The sequence below is a fragment of the Pseudomonas sp. MD330_10 genome (genome assembly GCF_042610415.1).
Taxonomy (GTDB): Bacteria; Pseudomonadota; Gammaproteobacteria; order Pseudomonadales; family Pseudomonadaceae; genus Aquipseudomonas; species Aquipseudomonas rhodesiae.
Genome location: NZ_JBHGZU010000001.1, coordinates 260,690 through 278,990, shown reverse-complemented (window position 1 = coordinate 278,990; position 18,301 = coordinate 260,690). Strand labels below are relative to the sequence as shown.

At 59.9% G+C, this 18,301-nt stretch carries 18 protein-coding genes; 7 read left to right on the top strand and 11 right to left on the bottom strand.

Annotated features, from left to right (window positions below; genetic code table 11):
* Nucleotides 1-2 precede the first annotated feature (2 nt).
* The gene (locus ACFZPT_RS01270) at nucleotides 3-617 is read left to right on the top strand and encodes a hypothetical protein (RefSeq protein WP_047881784.1); all 615 of its coding nucleotides are present in this window, start codon (nucleotides 3-5) and stop codon (nucleotides 615-617) included.
* Between the two features lie 235 nt (nucleotides 618-852).
* Nucleotides 853-1,296, top strand: coding sequence for a hypothetical protein (locus tag ACFZPT_RS01265; protein WP_099312928.1), 444 nt, complete (start codon nucleotides 853-855; stop codon nucleotides 1,294-1,296).
* 85 nt (nucleotides 1,297-1,381) lie between these two features.
* On the opposite strand, the gene ACFZPT_RS01260 is transcribed toward ACFZPT_RS01265, so the two are convergent.
* The 3 genes from ACFZPT_RS01260 to ACFZPT_RS01250 form a co-directional block, all read right to left on the bottom strand.
* Nucleotides 1,382-1,657, bottom strand: coding sequence for an HU family DNA-binding protein (locus ACFZPT_RS01260; RefSeq protein ID WP_011064269.1), 276 nt, complete (start codon nucleotides 1,655-1,657; stop codon nucleotides 1,382-1,384).
* A 191-nt stretch (nucleotides 1,658-1,848) separates the two neighbouring features.
* A complete protein-coding gene (locus ACFZPT_RS01255; RefSeq protein ID WP_099312929.1) occupies nucleotides 1,849-2,997 on the bottom strand; it encodes an NAD(P)/FAD-dependent oxidoreductase in 1,149 nt (382 codons plus the stop codon).
* Between the two features lie 36 nt (nucleotides 2,998-3,033).
* Nucleotides 3,034-3,201, bottom strand: a complete 168-nt coding sequence (locus ACFZPT_RS01250) for a rubredoxin (protein ID WP_034101514.1) — start codon at nucleotides 3,199-3,201, stop codon at nucleotides 3,034-3,036.
* A gap of 196 nt (nucleotides 3,202-3,397) precedes the next feature.
* Here ACFZPT_RS01250 and ACFZPT_RS01245 point away from each other — a divergent pair, with 196 nt between their 5' ends.
* Both ACFZPT_RS01245 and ubiA read left to right on the top strand, forming a co-directional pair.
* Entirely contained in the window at nucleotides 3,398-3,961 is a 564-nt protein-coding gene (locus ACFZPT_RS01245) for a chorismate lyase (protein WP_099312930.1), read from the top strand.
* Nucleotides 3,961-4,851 carry a 4-hydroxybenzoate octaprenyltransferase gene (gene ubiA, locus ACFZPT_RS01240; RefSeq protein ID WP_099312931.1) on the top strand — a complete coding sequence of 297 codons (891 nt, stop codon included), beginning with the start codon at nucleotides 3,961-3,963 and terminating at the stop codon, nucleotides 4,849-4,851. Before ACFZPT_RS01245 ends, ubiA begins: the two co-directional genes overlap by 1 nt.
* 118 nt (nucleotides 4,852-4,969) lie before the next feature.
* Here the strand turns inward: ubiA and ACFZPT_RS01235 are convergent, their stop codons facing one another.
* Nucleotides 4,970-5,347 carry a hypothetical protein gene (locus ACFZPT_RS01235; protein ID WP_099312932.1) on the bottom strand — a complete coding sequence of 126 codons (378 nt, stop codon included), beginning with the start codon at nucleotides 5,345-5,347 and terminating at the stop codon, nucleotides 4,970-4,972.
* 155 nt (nucleotides 5,348-5,502) lie between these two features.
* Between ACFZPT_RS01235 and phoB the strand changes: the two genes are divergently transcribed.
* The 3 genes from phoB (at nucleotide 5,503) to ACFZPT_RS01220 (ending at nucleotide 9,463) form a co-directional block, all read left to right on the top strand.
* Nucleotides 5,503-6,192: a phosphate regulon transcriptional regulator PhoB gene (gene phoB, locus ACFZPT_RS01230; RefSeq protein WP_003176964.1), complete on the top strand. Its 690-nt coding sequence runs from the start codon at nucleotides 5,503-5,505 to the stop codon at nucleotides 6,190-6,192.
* A 137-nt stretch (nucleotides 6,193-6,329) separates the two neighbouring features.
* Nucleotides 6,330-7,616: a phosphate regulon sensor histidine kinase PhoR gene (phoR, locus tag ACFZPT_RS01225; RefSeq protein WP_187696792.1), complete on the top strand. Its 1,287-nt coding sequence runs from the start codon at nucleotides 6,330-6,332 to the stop codon at nucleotides 7,614-7,616.
* Between the two features lie 506 nt (nucleotides 7,617-8,122).
* A complete protein-coding gene (locus ACFZPT_RS01220) occupies nucleotides 8,123-9,463 on the top strand; it encodes a hemolysin family protein (protein ID WP_034101519.1) in 1,341 nt (446 codons plus the stop codon).
* Nucleotides 9,464-9,466: 3 nt separating this feature from the next.
* On the opposite strand, the gene ACFZPT_RS01215 is transcribed toward ACFZPT_RS01220, so the two are convergent.
* The 7 genes from ACFZPT_RS01215 to ACFZPT_RS01185 all read right to left on the bottom strand — a co-directional run bounded on the left by ACFZPT_RS01215 (nucleotide 9,467) and on the right by ACFZPT_RS01185 (nucleotide 18,261).
* Entirely contained in the window at nucleotides 9,467-10,138 is a 672-nt protein-coding gene (locus ACFZPT_RS01215) for a peptidoglycan DD-metalloendopeptidase family protein (protein ID WP_099312933.1), read from the bottom strand.
* 96 nt (nucleotides 10,139-10,234) lie between these two features.
* Nucleotides 10,235-11,155, bottom strand: a complete 921-nt coding sequence (locus ACFZPT_RS01210; protein WP_379554928.1) for a response regulator — start codon at nucleotides 11,153-11,155, stop codon at nucleotides 10,235-10,237.
* Nucleotides 11,156-11,323: 168 nt separating this feature from the next.
* Nucleotides 11,324-12,085 carry a phosphate signaling complex protein PhoU gene (gene phoU, locus ACFZPT_RS01205; protein ID WP_034115469.1) on the bottom strand — a complete coding sequence of 254 codons (762 nt, stop codon included), beginning with the start codon at nucleotides 12,083-12,085 and terminating at the stop codon, nucleotides 11,324-11,326.
* Nucleotides 12,086-12,155: 70 nt separating this feature from the next.
* Entirely contained in the window at nucleotides 12,156-12,989 is an 834-nt protein-coding gene (gene pstB, locus ACFZPT_RS01200; protein ID WP_016971675.1) for a phosphate ABC transporter ATP-binding protein PstB, read from the bottom strand.
* Between the two features lie 133 nt (nucleotides 12,990-13,122).
* Nucleotides 13,123-14,793 carry a phosphate ABC transporter permease PstA gene (gene pstA, locus ACFZPT_RS01195; RefSeq protein ID WP_034101523.1) on the bottom strand — a complete coding sequence of 557 codons (1,671 nt, stop codon included), beginning with the start codon at nucleotides 14,791-14,793 and terminating at the stop codon, nucleotides 13,123-13,125.
* 15 nt (nucleotides 14,794-14,808) lie between these two features.
* The gene (locus tag ACFZPT_RS01190) at nucleotides 14,809-16,842 is read right to left on the bottom strand and encodes an ABC transporter permease subunit (RefSeq protein WP_169867694.1); all 2,034 of its coding nucleotides are present in this window, start codon (nucleotides 16,840-16,842) and stop codon (nucleotides 14,809-14,811) included.
* Nucleotides 16,843-17,271: 429 nt separating this feature from the next.
* Nucleotides 17,272-18,261, bottom strand: a complete 990-nt coding sequence (locus ACFZPT_RS01185; RefSeq protein WP_034101525.1) for a phosphate ABC transporter substrate-binding protein PstS — start codon at nucleotides 18,259-18,261, stop codon at nucleotides 17,272-17,274.
* Nucleotides 18,262-18,301 lie beyond the last annotated feature (40 nt).

Here is an 18,301-nt window from a genome sequence, read left to right as displayed (position 1 = left end):
ACATGAGCCTTGAAGTTCGTAAAAATATGGAAGTGGAATTACTGGCAGCGCTGAAGCAAATAACCTCTCCCCACTTCAACCTAAAGGCAAGCAAAAATAAAATTAGCCTACTGGCAGAAAAAGAAAAATTTGGAGAAATCTATCTCCAGCATTTGACAAAAGCCGATGGCTACTATGCCGGAATGGAGATCTATACGTGTGAGGCATTTAGCTTCTGTAAAAACCAGTCTCCTCCCTATCAAAGCCGGCTGTTCAACACATCATTTTTATCGAAGAGCTCTTTGTCGGAAGAAACAAAACAGTTCGGCGACGAGTTGGGCGGAATCATCAAAACTCCGTCAGCTCAGGATATAAATGCTACAGTCAAAAAAATCAGTGACCGGCTAAGTTTATATTTCCTGTCAAAGGCAGAAAACTGCATCTTGGGTACGACGAAATTAATTGATGATGTGTTGTCCGAACCCGACAGCTATGCATTCCCATTTCTAACGATCCTCTTTGTCGCACATAAAAACAATATGAGCCTGGATTCGGATGTAATGAGAAAAGTGCTCGCAATGAAATCGATCCTCGGGAACAAGAAATTCGACTTAGAGTTAGCAAATAAAATTTTATAAACCTCAGCCAGATCATTATTAAAAATAACATGAAAAGTAAATAAATCAGGGCGAATTTATTTAATAACTGCACAACCAAATAGGCAATTAAATAAATTCACTCCCTTTTTTCGAGAGAACTGGATGACTAACAACCCGCTAAAGAAACTCAAGCCTTGGCGCTGTTCATGACTGGAGGATCCCGCCGACTTTATCGGGCCGGCTGAGCAGCCTAAATATTAGTAAGGATTATTGTATGAAAGACTTGGCAGATGAGAATCCTGACCTCGCAGAAAAGATCATGAACATTATGGCGTCAGGTAATGATCTCGATGACCAGAACAAAAAATCTGAAGCCCAGGCTATGTATCAGCAGGCATGGAATTTACTTCCTGAGCCAAAGCTTGAGTGGACGCCTCTGTCATCATGGGTCACAGGTTCTTTTTTCAATCTTTACTTTGACAGCGGTGATTTCACGGCAGCTGAACAGTGGGCGCAGAAAACGTTGGATGGGCGCGAGTCCGATATTGATACGGGTCCATTGATCAATTTGGGAATGGCATTTCTAGAGTTAGAAAGAAAGGCCGATGCATTTAAGTGCTTTGATGAAGCTTATAACTTTGGTAAAGCACGAGCTTTTCAAGACCGCCCCAAAAAATATCTGAATTTCTATTTGGATGAGAAAAAGAAGGGCCATTGATTTAACCCCACAAAAAATGGGCACCCAACCCCGTCGGCGTGCCCACTTTTCCTACCACCCCGCCTCCCTTCGGACGGTACTGCGCTTACGGGTTGACGCTGTCTTTGAGCGACTTGCCCGGCTTGAACGCAACGGTATTGCTGGCCTTGATCTTCACAGGCTCGCCGGTTTGCGGGTTTTTGCCGGTGCGGGCGCCGCGGTGGCGTTGCAGGAAGGTGCCGAAGCCTACCAGGGTGACGCTGTCCTTGCGGTGCAGGGCGCCGGTGATTTCTTCGAGAATGGCGTTGAGGACGCGGTTGGCCTGCTCTTTGGTGAGATCCGCTTTTTCAGCGATGGCGGCTGCGAGTTCGGGTTTACGCATAAGTGAAGCCTCTTTGACGGTTTTTTGTTGTTATGTCCGTGCCGCTCTCTGACGGAGCGGCGCCCAAAGCGCCGCAGGCTCTACTCTGCGGCAGACGGGAGTGAGGATGGCATGCCCTCGCACGCTCCGCCAGTCTCGCGGCGACCTTTCTAGAGGGAAAAATGTGCTTATTCCGACAGAACGACCGGTATTTACGCCAGCAACGGCGGAAGTTCTTTGTTGAGCGCGAGTTTTTCCATCACGGCGGTGCCAGTCAGCGCATAGCCCAGCAGGCGGCCACTGGCGTCGCGGCACAGCGCCTTGATATCGCCACCCTGCCCTTCGACATTCCACACCCCTTCGGTGCCGCGTGGCGGTGGGGAAACCACCAACGGGCACACCGGTGTTTTTACGGTGACCGGCATCGGGCCATAGCTGACGGCGGTGGCGTTGCCGGCCAGCGTCTGGGCCAGGGCGCGCGCGCAGGTCATCAGAGGCATGACGTACAACAGATTGAGGCCGTCCACCTCGGCGCAGTCGCCCAGGGCGTAGATGTTGGCGTGGGAGGTCTTGAGGTGGCGGTCCACCATGATTCCACGGTTGACCTGCAGGCCCGCCGCGGCTGCCAGGTCGATGCGCGGGCGTAGACCGATGGCCGAGACCACCAGGTCGCAACGGATCACTTCACCGTCCGACAGATGCGCTTCCAGGCCGTCGGCCGTGCGATGTAGGCGGTTGAGCACCGGACCCAGATGGAAGCGTGCGCCAAGGCTTTCCAGGCCGGCTTGCACCGCCGCAGCCGCAGCCGGGTGCAGCAGAGTGGGCATGACTTGCTCGCACGGCGCGACCAGATCGATCTCATAACCACCCAGGATCAGGTCATTGGCGAATTCGCAGCCGATCAGGCCGGCGCCGAGCAGCAGTACGCGGCGCTTGCCGGCAGCGGCGGCGCGAAAACGTGCATAGTCTTCCAGGTCGTTGATCGGGAAAATCAGCTCGGCGGCGTCGCCCTCGACCGGTACGCGCACGGTTTCGGCGCCCCAGGCCAGGATCAGGTCACGGTAAGCCACCGCTTCCTCGCCGATCCACAGGCGCTTGTGGCCAGGGTCGATGCCGCTGACGCGGGTATGGGTGCGCACTTCGGCCTTGAGTTGCTCGGCCATGGCGCCCGGTTCAGCCATGCTCAGGCCATCGGCTTCCTTGTTCTTGCCAAAGCCGGTGGAGAGCATGGGCTTGGAGTAGGAGCGCCCGTCATCCGCGGTGATCAGCAGCAATGGGGTTTCGCTGTCGAGCTTGCGAAACTCCCGGGCCACGTTGTAGCCGGCCAATCCTGTGCCGATGATCACGACAGGTGCGTTCATTCCTTTCTCCTTGTAGTACGTTTCTTAAATTTCAGATCAGCCGATTTGGATCATTTCGAAATCCATTTTGCCCACGCCGCAATCCGGGCACAGCCAGTCTTGCGGGACGTCCTCCCAACGCGTGCCCGGCGCGATGCCATCATCAGGCCAGCCGTCTGCTTCGTTGTAGATAAGGCCGCAGACGATACATTGCCACTTCTTCATTACTTACTTCCTCAAGGTCCAGGCAAATTGGCCGGCGGTCGATGGATCCAGCATTGCCACGCGGCTCAGGGCGTTTTGTACTGACCGGGGCGTGCAGATGCAAGCGTCATCGACTCAACGGGCCGGTTGAGCCCGGCAAAAGACCGGGACGCCATGGTAAGCTCGCCGCCTCTTTTACTGCCCATACCGACTCGCCGTGCCGCACTCAATCGCCCGCCCCGCTGCTTGCCAATGGCTGCCCCAGAGCCTTCTGAACCCTGCGCCCGCGCCGTTGACCCTCGACTGGTTGTTCGACGAAGGCTCACTGACGCGGCGACTGACCGAGCTGTCCAACGAGGGCTTCAGCGTCACGCCGCTGTTCGAAGGCTGGCAGCCGCTACGCGAGGATGAGTGTGTTGCGCTGCAGCTGGCGCCGGCCAGTATCGGCTGGGTACGCGAGGTGTATTTGCGCGGGCACGGCCAACCCTGGGTGTTTGCCCGCAGCGTGGCGGCGCGCAGCGCCTTGCAGGGCGATGGGCTGCAGATGGACGAATTGGGCAGCCGTTCGCTGGGTGAGTTGCTGTTCTGCGACCGCGCGTTCACCCGCCAGGCCATTGAAGTGTGCCGCTACCCCCGGCACTGGCTGCCCGCGGCGGATCAGGCCGATGGGTTGTGGGCCCGCCGCTCACGTTTCGACCGCGGCGCATTGAGCGTGCTGGTGGCGGAAATCTTCCTGCCGAGCTTCTGGCATGCGCTGCATGATCCTTCGGAGAACCGCTGATGTATCAACGCCTGCTCCAATCCTTCAACCGCCTGAATCCCAGGGCCTGGGACTTCATTCAATTAACCCGCATGGACAAGCCCATCGGCATTTACCTGCTGCTGTGGCCGACGCTATGGGCGCTGTGGATTGCCGGCGAGGGCTCGCCGTCCTTGGCCAATATCGTGATTTTCGTGCTGGGCGTGACGCTGACGCGCGCTGCCGGCTGCGTGATCAATGACTGGGCCGACCGCAAGGTTGACGGGCACGTGAAACGCACCGCGCAACGCCCGTTGGCCAGCGGCAAAATCAGTTCCAAAGAAGCGCTGGTGTTCTTTGCGGTCCTGATGCTGATCAGTTTCCTGCTGGTATTGCTGACCAATGCCACAACCATCTGGCTGTCCCTTGGCGGCCTGGCGCTAGCGGTCAGCTATCCCTTTATGAAGCGTTACACCTATTACCCGCAGGTGGTGCTGGGGGCCGCGTTTTCCTGGGGCATGCCGATGGCATTCACCGCCGAAACCGGCCATCTGCCCGCCACCGCTTGGCTGCTGTATATCGCCAACCTGCTGTGGACGGTGGCCTATGACACTTATTACGCCATGACTGACCGGGATGACGATCTGAAAATCGGCGTTAAATCCACCGCGATTCTGTTTGGCGATGCCGACCGCGCAATCATCCTGACCTTGCAAGGTCTTTCACTGGCGTGCCTGCTGCTGGCCGGCGCGCGCTTCGAATTGGGCGGCTGGTTCCACTTGGGGCTGCTGGCGGCTGCGGGGTGTTTTGCCTGGGAGTTCTGGTACACCCGCGATCGCGATCGCCTCAAATGTTTCAAGGCGTTTTTGCACAACCACTGGGCGGGGCTGGCGATTTTTGTCGGGATTGTGGCGGATTACGGGTTTCGCTGAGTTTTGCGGTGTTTGGCAGGGACTCATCGGGGGCAAGCCCCCTCCCACATTTGACTGTATTCACACACCAAGTGGTGGGAGGGGGCTTGCCCCCGATGGCTTGAGCAGCGCCCAACGATCAGGGCTTGATCACATGCCACGCGCCACCCTTGCCATCGCCGGTCTTGTCACCGGCCTTTTTGTCATCCTTGTAGGTGTACACCGGCTTGCCTTTGTAGGCCCACTGGCTGGTCTGGTCGTCACGGGTGATGACCTTCCAATCGCCCGTCGCCGTGTCGGTGGACTCAGCCTTCAGCGGCGGCCAATTGGTCGCGCACTTGTCATTGCACACTGAATTGCCGTCGGCGTCCTTGTCGAAGGTATAGAGAGTCATGCCTTTGTGATCCACCAACATCCCACCTTGGGTCATCGCCGGCTCCGCCGCGAATGCTAGGCCGGGCAGGGTCAACGCCGCCGCTACCAACAGGGCTTTCCAGAAAACAGTGCTGTGAGTCATCGGAACCTTCCTTTTGTGGTTGTCAGGATTCGGACTCAAAGGGTAGTCCAGAGTGCCGTGAATTGCCCAAGCGACTAAATTACTGTCACACGACTGCAATAATTCCGTTATCTAATGCGGCGCAAGACAGTTAAATGACAAGAGGATTTTTGAGCATGGTTGGCAGGAGCATTCTGATTGTTGACGACGAAGCGCCCATTCGCGAAATGATCGCCGTTGCGTTGGAAATGGCCGGCTATGACTGCCTGGAGGCCGAGAACTCCCAGCAGGCCCATGCCATTATCGTCGACCGCAAGCCGGACCTGATCCTGCTCGACTGGATGCTACCCGGCACCTCCGGCATCGAGCTGGCCCGCCGCCTCAAGCGCGATGAGCTGACCGGGGATATCCCGATCATCATGCTTACCGCCAAGGGCGAAGAGGACAACAAGATCCAGGGCCTGGAAGTCGGTGCCGATGACTACATCACCAAACCCTTTTCCCCACGGGAACTGGTCGCCCGACTCAAGGCTGTGTTGCGCCGTGCCGGCCCTACCGACGGCGAAGCGCCTATTGAAGTCGGTGGCCTGCTGCTGGACCCGATCAGCCACCGCGTGACCATCGATGGCAAACCGGCCGAGATGGGCCCTACCGAATACCGTCTGCTGCAATTTTTCATGACTCACCAAGAGCGCGCCTACACCCGCGGCCAACTGTTGGACCAAGTGTGGGGCGGCAACGTATACGTGGAGGAGCGCACCGTGGACGTGCATATCCGCCGCCTGCGCAAAGCCTTGGGCGATGCTTACGAGAATCTGGTACAAACCGTGCGCGGTACCGGCTATCGGTTTTCAACCAAGGGTTGAACCGCAAGCGGTCAGCTACAAGCGGCAAGAGATGCCGCATCGCTCTAACTTGAAGCTTGCAGCTTGAAACTTGAAGCTGCCCCCCAAGGACGTATTTTCAAGTGAATTCGAATTGGCATGGCACCTTGATCCGCCACATGCTCCTGTTGGTCACCGGCTGCCTGTTGGTGGGCCTGATCAGTGGCTATTACGGCTGGAGCCTGGCCATCGGCATCGGCTTGTACTTGGGCTGGACCCTCAAACAACTCCTTCGCCTGCATGAATGGCTGCGCCAGCACAAACCCGACGAAGCGCCACCCGACGGCTATGGCCTGTGGGGCGAGGTGTTCGACAGCATCTACCACCTGCAACGCCGCGACCAGCGGGTGCGCGGGCGTCTGCAAGCGGTGATCGACCGCGTGCAGGAGTCCACCGCCGCGTTGAAAGACGCGGTAATCATGCTCGACAGCGATGGCAACCTGGAATGGTGGAACCGCGCCGCCGAGACCCTGCTGGGCCTCAAGACGCCCCAGGACAGCGGCCAGCCGGTGACCAACCTGGTGCGCCACCCGCGCTTCAAGGAATATTTCGAGCAGGACAATTACGACGAAGCGCTGGAAATCCCCTCGCCCACCAACGACCGGGTGCGCATCCAGCTATACCTGACGCGCTATGGCAACAACGAACACCTGATGCTGGTACGCGATGTCACGCGCATCCATCAGCTGGAACAGATGCGCAAGGACTTCGTCGCCAACGTCTCCCACGAGTTGCGCACACCATTGACGGTGATCTGCGGATACCTGGAGACGCTGTTGGACAACGTCGACGAGATCAATCCGCGCTGGGGCCGCGCCTTGCAACAGATGCAGCAGCAGGGCTCACGCATGCAGACCCTGCTCAACGACCTGCTGCTGCTGGCCAAGTTGGAAGCCACCGATTACCCCTCGGACAACCAGCCCGTGGCGGTCCCGAGCCTGTTGAAAACCATCAAGAATGACGCTCTGGCCCTGTCGGGCGAGCGCGGGCAGCAGATCAGCCTGGAGGCCGACCCGGCGGTGCTGCTCAAGGGCAGCGAGGGCGAGTTGCGCAGCGCGTTCTCCAACCTGGTGTTCAACGCGGTGAAATACACCCAGGACCAGGGCACCATTCGCATCCGTTGGTGGGCCGATGAGCAAGGCGCACACCTGAGCGTGCAGGACTCCGGCATCGGCATCGACGCTAAGCACCTGCCGCGCCTGACCGAACGTTTCTACCGTGTCGACTCCAGCCGCAACTCCAATACCGGCGGCACCGGGCTCGGCCTGGCGATCGTCAAACACGTTCTGCTGCGCCACCGCGCGCGCCTGGAGATCAGCAGCGTGCTGGGGCATGGCAGTACGTTCACCTGCCACTTTCCACCCGCTCAGATGACCCGTTCGCGGGCCATCGGCCTAGATGAATAACCCAAAAACGCCATAAGACTAATGTGGGAGGGGGCTTGCCCCGATGACCACAGGTATCTACACATCTTCGGCGTAAACATAACTCGAGAAAATAAGGTTGTTGTGGTGAGCAGGCTTGCCCTGCGCTGGGCTGCGAAGCAGCCCCATTCCAGGCGATGTGGTTTTATCTGGCAAAGCGAGGCGCCTGGGTTTGGGGCCGCTTCGCAGCCCAGCGCGGGGCAAGCCCGCTCTCCACAGAGTTATCTGTGAGCCTTTTAGATTTGTGTAGATACCTATGCCCCGAGGGCGGGAAGACAGTCAACTTATCCATAACTGATCCACCGCCATCGGGGGCAAGCCCCCTCACACAATGGATCTTCAGTGCCTTGGGAAGTAGATTCCACGCCCCGCCCGGCACCGAGCACTAGGCAAGCGCCCCGTCAGCCGCTACATTGGCCGACTTGCGCCTGCCTTTCAGGCCCGCCTGACACCCCTTACTGAACACACGGAACCTGCACAACTCCATCATGGACCCTTCCCCTGGTATCACCCTCGCGACACTCTTCGCCGATTTCGGCATGATCCTCTTTGCACTGATCCTGGTACTGCTCAACGGTTTCTTCGTTGCGGCCGAGTTCGCCATGGTCAAACTGCGAGCCACCCGGGTCGAGGCCATCGCCCACACGAACGGCTGGCGCGGGCAGATCCTGCGCACCGTACACAGCCAGCTCGACGCGTACCTGTCGGCCTGCCAGCTGGGTATCACCCTCGCCTCCCTGGGCCTGGGCTGGGTCGGTGAGCCGGCGTTTGCGCACATCCTGGAGCCGTTGCTGGGCGCGGTGGGCGTTGAGTCGCCGGAAGTGATCAAGGGCGTGTCGTTCTTTGCGGCATTTTTCGTGATTTCCTACCTGCACATCGTGGTCGGCGAGCTGGCGCCCAAGTCTTGGGCCATTCGCAAGCCCGAGTTGCTGTCGCTGTGGACGGCCGTGCCGCTGTATCTGTTTTACTGGGCCATGTACCCGGCTATCTATCTGCTCAACGCCAGCGCCAACGCGATCCTGCGTATCGCCGGCCAAGGCGAGCCTGGCCCGCACCACGAACACCATTACAGCCGCGAAGAACTCAAGCTGATCCTGCATTCCAGCCGTGGCCAGGACCCGAGCGACCAAGGCATGCGAGTGCTGGCCTCGGCCGTGGAAATGGGCGAGTTGGAAGTGGTGGACTGGGCCAATTCCCGCGAAGACCTGGTGACTCTGGACTTCAACGCGCCGCTCAAGGAAATCCTCGCGCAGTTCCGCCGCCACAAATTCAGCCGCTACCCGGTGTATGACGCCGAGCGCAATGAGTTCGTCGGCCTGCTGCATATCAAGGATCTGCTGCTGGAGCTGGCGGCGCTGGACCATATCCCCGAATCGTTCAACCTGGCCGAGCTGACCCGCCCGCTGGAGCGCGTATCCCGGCACATGCCGCTGTCTCAGTTGCTGGAGCAGTTCCGCAAAGGCGGCGCACACTTTGCGCTGGTGGAAGAAGCCGACGGCAAGGTCATTGGCTACCTGACCATGGAAGACGTGCTGGAGGTGCTGGTCGGCGATATCCAGGACGAACACCGCAAGGCCGAACGCGGCATCCTCGCGTATCAGCCGGGCAAGCTGCTGGTACGCGGCGATACCCCGCTGTTCAAGGTGGAACGCCTGCTGGGCGTGGACCTGGACCACATCGAAGCCGAGACCCTGGCCGGGCTGATCTACGACACGCTCAAGCGCGTGCCGGAGGAAGAGGAAGTGCTGGAGGTCGAAGGGCTGCGGATCATCATCAAGAAGATGAAAGGTCCGAAGATCGTACTGGCCAAGGTGCTGCTGCTGGATTGACCGTCAGTTGCCCAACGCAAAGTTGGGCAACGCGCCCACCGGCTGGTTGAACTCATACGGGATCGACACCAGCCCCGCTTCGGTGGCGCGTTGAACCACAAAATGCAGATGAGGCCCGCTGCTGTTGCCGGTATTGCCGGACAACCCCAGCGGGCTGCCAACCACCACACGCTGACCCACCTTCACACTGACCGAACCCTGCCGTAGATGCAGATAGACACCCTGGGTGCCGTCGTCGTGCTGGACGCGCACGAAATTGCCCGACGCATCACCGCCCCGCCCCGCCTGCTGATTTTCGGTCTTCACCACCACACCGCCCCGCGCGGCAATGATCGGCGTGCCCTCGGGCATGGCGATGTCCATGGCGTAGCGGCTCTTGGGATCGGTATGGCTGAAGCTGCCGTTAGGTCCCTGGGTCAAACGGAACGGCCCGCCACGCCACGGCAACGGGTAGCGATAAGCATGCGGGGTGTCACGAGGTATGGGCTCCTGCGGTAGCGGCCTGTGTACGCGCTCAACGCTGCGCTGCTGAATCACGAACGCCTGGGCGCCGGGGGTATGCCAGTCGCTGTAAATCACCACGCCATTGGCATCGATGGACTTATACAGCGTCATGGCCAGGGTCGACGGCGCGGCCGTTACCAGCGCGCCGCACAACAGCAGGCGAATGAACATGGCGTGCACCTGTCGGGATGACTGAACGGCAGGCTAACAAGGGTTCATGACAATCTTGTAGCCCGCTTACGACAGGTATTGCGCTGGTCCTACGGGTTACGCACCCGGCACAAAGTGCTTCTGCGCCGTGCCCCGTGCGATCAGGCGCGAGATGTAGTCCATCTTCTGCGCGTCCTGATCGATGAAGCGGAAAGTCAGTTGCAGCCAGTCGCTGTCCGGCCTCGGCTCAAAGGCGACGACGGCGTGCAGGTAGCCGTTAAGGCGCGCCACTTCGGCGTTGTCGCCTTGCTCCAGGTCCAGCACCGCGCTTTCCAGTACTTGCGGCAGGACTTCACCACGGCGCACCACCAACAGCGCTTCCTTGATGCTCAGCGCCTTGATGACGCATTGCTGGGTGCCGCTGGACAGCCGCAGTTGGCCCTGGCCACGGCCCGCTTGGGCAGATGCAGATGCAGATGCAGATGCAGCCGGGGCTTTTACCGGCTGCGTATTGAGCAGGCCGCGATTGGGCGTCGCAGCGGCCGCGGGGGCAGCCTTGATGGCTTCGGGCTTGCCGCCGGTCAGGGCGCTGAGGGAGTCGTTGCCGAAAGCCGAATTCATCTTGGTCGGCGCACTGGCGACCAACGCATCGAGGCGACCGACTTTGTGCAGGGCCTGCTTGACCTTGTTCAGCAACTGCTCGTTGGTGAACGGTTTGCTGACGTACCCGGACACACCGGCCTGGATCGCCTGGACCACGTTTTCCTTATCGCCACGGCTGGTCACCATCACGAACGGCATGGCTTTGAGATGGGTCTGTTCGCGGCACCAGGTCAGCAGCTCCAAGCCGGACATTTCCGGCATTTCCCAGTCGCACAGCACCAGGTCGAAGGTCTCGCGCATCAGAATGGCCTGGGCCTTTTTGCCGTTCACCGCATCTTCAATCTTGATCCCAGGGAAGTAGTTGCGCAGGCACTTCTTCACCAGGTCGCGAATAAACGAGGCGTCATCCACCACCAATACACTGACTTTACTCATCGACCCTTTATCCTATAAAAACCGCGGCACGCAGAACGCCTAACTGATGGCATTTTGCCAAAACTCTGTAGTCACGTCGGGACTTTCTTTCACCCGCCGCGCAAATAATTCAGCTGCCACAAACAAAAACGCCCGACCAAAGGCCGGGCGTTAATTTCTCGGGCAACCTTACTTATCGTCAGTTTCGCCCGGAACATTAGGTATTTGATCGGTTGAGCCTTCAACTTCGGCTTTCATGCGTTTGAGCCCCATGTGCCGCACGTCGGTACCGCGCACCAGGTAAATCACCAGCTCCGAGATGTTGCGCGCGTGGTCGCCGATGCGCTCCAGCGAACGCAGCACCCAGATAATGCTCAAGACCCGCGAGATAGAGCGCGGGTCTTCCATCATGTAGGTGGCCAGCTCACGCAGCGCGGTTTTGTACTCGCGGTCGATGACTTTGTCGTACTGGGCCACGGACAGCGCCAGCTCGGCGTCGAAACGGGCAAAGGCGTCGAGGGCATCACGCACCATGTTGCGCACCTGGTCGCCAATGTGGCGAACTTCCACGTAACCGCGCGGCGCTTCGCCTTCTTCGCAGAGTTGGATGGCACGGCGCGCGATCTTGGTGGCTTCGTCGCCGATCCGCTCAAGATCGATCACGGATTTGGAAATGCTGATGATCAATCGCAGGTCGGATGCCGCCGGCTGTCGACGGGCCAGAATGCGCAGGCATTCTTCGTCGATGTTGCGCTCCATCTGGTTGATCTGGTCGTCGATTTCACGCACTTGCTGGGCCAGGCCCGAGTCGGCCTCGATCAGGGCGGTGACGGCGTCGTTGACTTGCTTCTCCACCAGCCCGCCCATCGCCAGGAGGTGGCTGCGCACTTCCTCAAGCTCGGCGTTGAACTGCGCGGAGATGTGATGGGTAAGGCCTTCTTTGCTAATCATGTTGGCGTCCTTGGAGCGTCCGGTAAGGTGCGGAGAACCGCAGCGTCAGTGCAATGAGAACCACAGCGTCCTAGCCATAGCGACCGGTGATGTAGTCTTCGGTCTGTTTCTTTGCCGGATTGGTGAACAGGGTATCGGTGTCGCCGAACTCCACCAGCTTGCCCATGTACATGAACGCGGTGTAATCGGAAACCCGCGCCGCCTGCTGCATGTTGTGGGTCACGATGACGATGGTGAACTTGGATTTAAGCTCGTAGATCAGTTCTTCCACTTTCAGCGTCGAGATCGGGTCCAGCGCCGAGCAGGGTTCGTCGAGCAACAACACTTCCGGCTCCACGGCGATGGTCCGCGCGATCACCAGACGTTGTTGCTGGCCGCCGGACAAACCGAGCGCCGAATCGTGCAGGCGGTCCTTGACCTCATCCCACAGCGCCGCGCCCTTGAGTGCCCACTCGACCGCTTCGTCAAGAATGCGCTTCTTGTTGATGCCCTGGATGCGCAGGCCGTAGACCACGTTTTCGTAGATGGTCTTGGGGAACGGGTTGGGCTTCTGGAATACCATGCCCACCCGGCGACGCAGCTCGGCCACGTCCTCGCCCTTGCGGTAGATGTTGCTGCCATAGAGGTTGATGGCACCTTCCACGCGGCAGCCGTCCACCAGGTCGTTCATGCGGTTGAAGGTGCGCAGCAGGGTGGACTTGCCGCAGCCCGACGGGCCGATGAAGGCGGTCACGCGCTGCTTGGGAATGTTCATGCTGACGTCGAACAGCGCCTGCTTTTCACCGTAGTACAGGCTCAGGCCCGGCACTTCGATGGCCACGGTTTCTTGAGCCAGGCTCAGGCTCTGCTTGTCGCGACCCAAGGCAGACATGTTGATGCCGTGGGAATGGGTTTCATGTTGCATGGGATGCTCCCTGTGCTGTTGTGTGGGAGGGGGCTTGCCCCCGATAGCGGTGCATCAGGAACATGTGTGCTGGCTGGCACACCGCAATCGGGGGCAAGCCCCCTCCCACAAATAAGTCCGCGTTCAATTCAGATCAGCTGTCCAACGCCTTGTACTTCTCGCGCAGGTGGTTACGAATCCACACCGCCGACAGGTTGAGCGTGGCGATCACCAGTACCAGCAGCAGCGCGGTGGCGTACACCAGCGGTCGCGCGGCTTCGACGTTGGGGCTCTGGAAGCCGACGTCATAAATATGGAAGCCCAGGTGCATGATCTTTTGATCCAGGTGCAAGTACGGGTAGTTGCCGTCCAGCGGCAGCGACGGCGCCAGTTTCACCACACCTACCAGCATCAGCGGCGCCACTTCACCGGCGGCACGGGCCACGGCGAGGATCATGCCGGTCATCATGGCCGGGCTGGCCATCGGCAGTACGATTTTCCACAGCGTTTCCGCCTTCGTCGCGCCCAGGGCCAGGGACCCTTCGCGCACTGTCCGCGGGATCCGCGCCAGGCCTTCCTCGGTGGCTACGATCACCACCGGCACCGCCAGCAGCGCCAGGGTCAGCGAGGCCCACAACAGGCCCGGGGTGCCGAAGGTCGGCGCCGGCAGGGCTTCGGCGAAGAACAGCCGGTCAACCGAACCCCCCAATACATACACGAAGAAGCCCAGGCCGAACACGCCGTAGACGATGGCCGGTACACCGGCCAGGTTGTTCACGGCGATCCGGATAATGCGGGTCAGGGTGTTCTGCTTGGCGTACTCGCGCAGATACACCGCTGCCAGCACACCGAACGGGGTCACGATCATCGCCATGATCAGCGTCATCATCACGGTGCCGAAGATAGCCGGGAAGATCCCGCCTTCGGTGTTGGCTTCCCGTGGGTCATCGCTGAGGAATTCCCAGACCTTGCTGAAGTAGAAGCCGATCTTGGTCATGGTGCCCATGGCGTTCGGCTGGTAAGCGTGCACCACTTTGCCGATGCCGATTTCCACTTCCTTGCCGTTGGCGTCACGGGCCGTCAGCGCATCGCGGTTGAACTGGGCGTGCAGGTCGGCCAGGCGTGCTTCGATGTCTTGGTAGCGCGCATTCAGCTCGGCGCGGTCGGCGTCCATGTCGGCCTGGGCGGCGGCGTCGAGCTTGCCTTCCAGTTCCAGTTTACGGCCGTGCAGGCGGATACGTTCCAGGCCGGCGTTGATTGCGCCGATGTCGGTTTTTTCCAGGCTCTTGAGCTGAGCGGCCAGCTTGTTGACGCGGTCGACCCGGGCCTGCAGCTCCGGCCACGCGGCCTCGCCTTCTGCGATGACCTTGCCGTCCTGCTTGACGTTGACCAGGGTGCCGTAGAAGTTGCCCCACTCACGACGCTCAATCGCCATCAGCTCTTTAGGCTTGGTCTGGTCCTTCAACCACTCGCCGACGATCCAGGTGAAGTCGTTGCCGTTCAGGTCGCGGTTACCGACCTTGATCAGCTCGCGGGTCATGAACTCCGGGCCTTCGTCGGGCACCGGCAGACCGGCGCTTTTAAGGCGCTCGCGCGGCACTTCTTCTTTCTGCACCACTTCGCCTATGACGATGTGGTTGGCCTGGCCAGGCACGCTGTAGTTGGCCTGGATCAGGTCGGCCGGCCAGAAGTGGCCCAGGCCCCGCACCGCGATCACGGCCAACAGGCCAATGGTCATGATGACCGCGATGGACACCGCGCCACCGCTGATCCAGACGCCAGGGGCGCCGCTCTTGAACCATCCATTCAGGGAGTTCTGTTTCACAGACTTCTACCTTTCTTAAAGCGACGAGTATTTCTTGCGCAGACGCTGACGAATCAGCTCCGCGAGGGTGTTCATGATGAAGGTGAACAGCAGCAGTACCAGCGCCGAGAGGAACAGCACACGGTAGTGACTGCCGCCCACTTCCGACTCGGGCATTTCCACCGCGACGTTGGCCGCCAGGGTGCGCAGGCCTTCGAACAGGTTCATCTCCATCACCGGGGTGTTGCCGGTGGCCATCAGCACGATCATGGTCTCGCCGACGGCGCGGCCCATGCCGATCATCAGCGCCGAGAAGATGCCCGGGCTAGCGGTGAGGATCACCACGCGAGTCATGGTCTGCCACGGCGTGGCGCCCAGGGCCAGGGAGCCCAGGGTCAGCCCGCGCGGCACGCTGAACACGGCGTCTTCGGCGATGGAGTAGATGTTCGGAATCACCGCAAAACCCATGGCCAAGCCCACCACCAGAGCGTTGCGCTGGTCGTAGGTGATGCCCAGGTCGTGGGAGATCCACATGCGCATGTCGCCGCCGAAGAACCAGGTTTCCAGGTACGGGCTCATGTACAGCGACAGCCAGCCCACGAACAGGATCACCGGGATCAGGATCGCGCTTTCCCAACCGTCGGGTACACGCAGACGCAGGGATTCAGGCAGGCGACTGAAGATAAAACCAGCCACCAGGATGCCAATCGGCAACAACATCAGCAGGCTGAAAATCCCCGGTAGATGCCCTTCGACATACGGCGCCAGGAACAGACCGGCGAAGAAGCCCAGGATCACCGTCGGCATTGCTTCCATCAGCTCGATCACCGGCTTGACCTTGCGACGCAGGCTCGGCGCCATGAAGTAGGCGGTGTAGATCGCCGCCGCAACGGCCAGCGGCGCGGCCAGCAGCATGGCGTAGAACGCAGCCTTGAGCGTGCCGAAAGTCAGCGGCGCCAGGCTCATCTTGGGTTCGAAATCGGTGTTGGCGGCGGTCGATTGCCAGACGTACTTAGGCTCGTCGTAGTTCTCGTACCAGACCTTGCTCCACAACGCGCTCCAGGAGACTTCCGGGTGCGGGTTATCCAGCAGCAGCGGTTGCAGCTTGCCGCCGGCTTCCACGATCACGCGGTTGGCCCGTGGCGACATACCGAACAGGCCTTGGCCGTCGACTACCGGGTCCACCAGCAGGGTGCGGTGCGCGGTGCTGTGGAACACACCGAACTTGCCGGAAGCATCCAGGGCGGTGAAGCCCTTACGACGTTCTTCGGCGGTGATTTCCACAATCGGCGCGCTGCCCATCTGGAAGGTACGGATCTGCTTGAAGCGCTGCTCGCCGTCCGGGTCGCGGGCCATGAACCACTGGGCCAGGCCGCCCTTGGAGTTACCGAAGATCAGCGAAATGCCGCCCACCAACTGCGTGCTGGCGGTGATTTCGGCGTTGCCATCTTCCAACAATTTGTATCGACCGTTGAGGCTCTTGTCGCGCAGGCTGAACACGTCGGCCAGGGCGCGGCCGTTGATCACGTACAACCACTGCTGGCGTGGGTCGATAAAGATCGCCTTCACCGGCTCGGTCATTTGCGGCAGCTCGATACGCTTCTGCTCGCTGGTGACTTCACCGGTCATCATGTTTTCTTCGCGGCTCAGGGTCAGCACGTTCAAGTACGAACCGGACGAACCAGCGGCCACCAACGAGGAGTCGGTGGCGTTGAGCGCGACATGCTCCAGTGGGCGACCGGCCTCGTCCAGCACGATCGGAGTTTCACCGTAGGGGTATTCGATCGCGGGGGTGATGGTTTTCTTACCGTCCGGGTAGGACACCTTATAGGTGTGGCGGAACACCATGGCCTGGCCATTGGACAAACCGAGGATCACCAACGGGCTGCCCGGTTGATCCTTACCGATGGACGCCACGCTCACACCGGCCGGCAGCGGCAGGTCGATGCGCTTGAGTTCGGCACCGGTGTCCACTTCAAAGAACAACGCCTGGCCTTTGTCGGAAACCCGCATGGCGACTTGATTCTGTTCTTCCAGAGAGATCAGCAACGGCTTGCCAGCGTCTTGCATCCACGCGGGCGTGAGCGCGTCTTCCTTGGTCAGCGAAGCACCTTGGAACAACGGCGCTACCACGTAGGCCAGGAAGAAGAAGATCAGGGTAATGGCGGCCAGCACGGCAAGGCCGCCGACCAGCACATACCAGCGAGTGAAGCGATCTTTGAGCGCGCGGATGCGGCGCTTGCGTTGCAGCTCAGGCGTATTGAAATCAATGCGCTTGGGAGGAGAAGTCGTCGTCATGGTGGAATTGGCCAGATCATTCATGCGCACACCCTAGCGATCCTGTATGACAGAAAGATGACAATGCAGTGACGCAGGAAATCCGCCGCGTAGCAGGGCTGGCAGCGGACTAGAAATTAGGAGGCGAGGTCCAGCTCCTTCGGACCTGCCCGGGCCTTGAACCCAGCCAAGCGGCGGGTTCAAGGCGATTTGACCGGTGGCTTACTTGCCGCCTTCTTTCAGACCCAGATCAGCCAGTGCCTTGGCGGCAACTTTGGCTGGCAGTGGGATGTAACCGTCTTTGACCACCACTTCCTGGCCCTGCTTGGACAGCACCAGCTTCACGAACTCAGCTTCCAGCGGAGCCAGAGGCTTGTTCGGGGCCTTGTTGACGTACACGTAGAGGAAGCGCGACAGCGGGTATTTGCCGTTCAGGGCGTTTTCTTCGCTGTCTTCGATGAACTCAGTGCTGCCTTTTTTGGCCAACGGTACGGTTTTCACGCTGGCGGTCTTGTAGCCGATGCCCGAGTAACCGATGCCGTTCAGCGAGGAACTGATCGACTGCACAACCGACGCCGAGCCTGGTTGCTCGTTCACGTTAGGCTTGTAGTCGCCTTTGCACAGGGCTTCTTCTTTGAAGTAGCCGTAGGTACCGGATACCGAGTTACGACCGAACAGCTGCACCGGCTTGTTGGCCAGGTCGCCGGTCACACCCAGGTCGCCCCAGGTTTTCACGTCGGCTTTGGCACCGCACAGGCGAGTCGAGGAGAAGATCGCGTCGACTTGTTCCATGGTCAGGTGCTGGATCGGGTTGTCCTTGTGCACGAACACGGCCAGGGCATCCACGGCCACCGGGATAGCGGTTGGCTTGTAGCCGTACTTCTGCTCGAAGGCCGCCAGTTCGGTGTCCTTCATCTTGCGGCTCATCGGGCCCAGGTTGGAGGTGCCTTCAGTCAGCGCAGGTGGCGCAGTGGCGGAACCGGCAGCTTGAATCTGGATGTTGACGTTCGGGTATTCCTTTTTGTAACCCTCAGCCCACAGGGTCATCAGGTTGGCCAGGGTGTCAGAACCGACGCTGGACAAGTTGCCCGACACACCAGTGGTCTTCACATACGCCGGAATTGCCGGGTCAACACCAGCGGCCACCGCGTTGGCGGTCGCAACGCCAGCAGCGACAAACGTCATTGCCGCCATCAAACGTTTCAGTTTCATGCCTTGCTCCTAGCAGATAGGGATAGTTGGATCGGGGCCA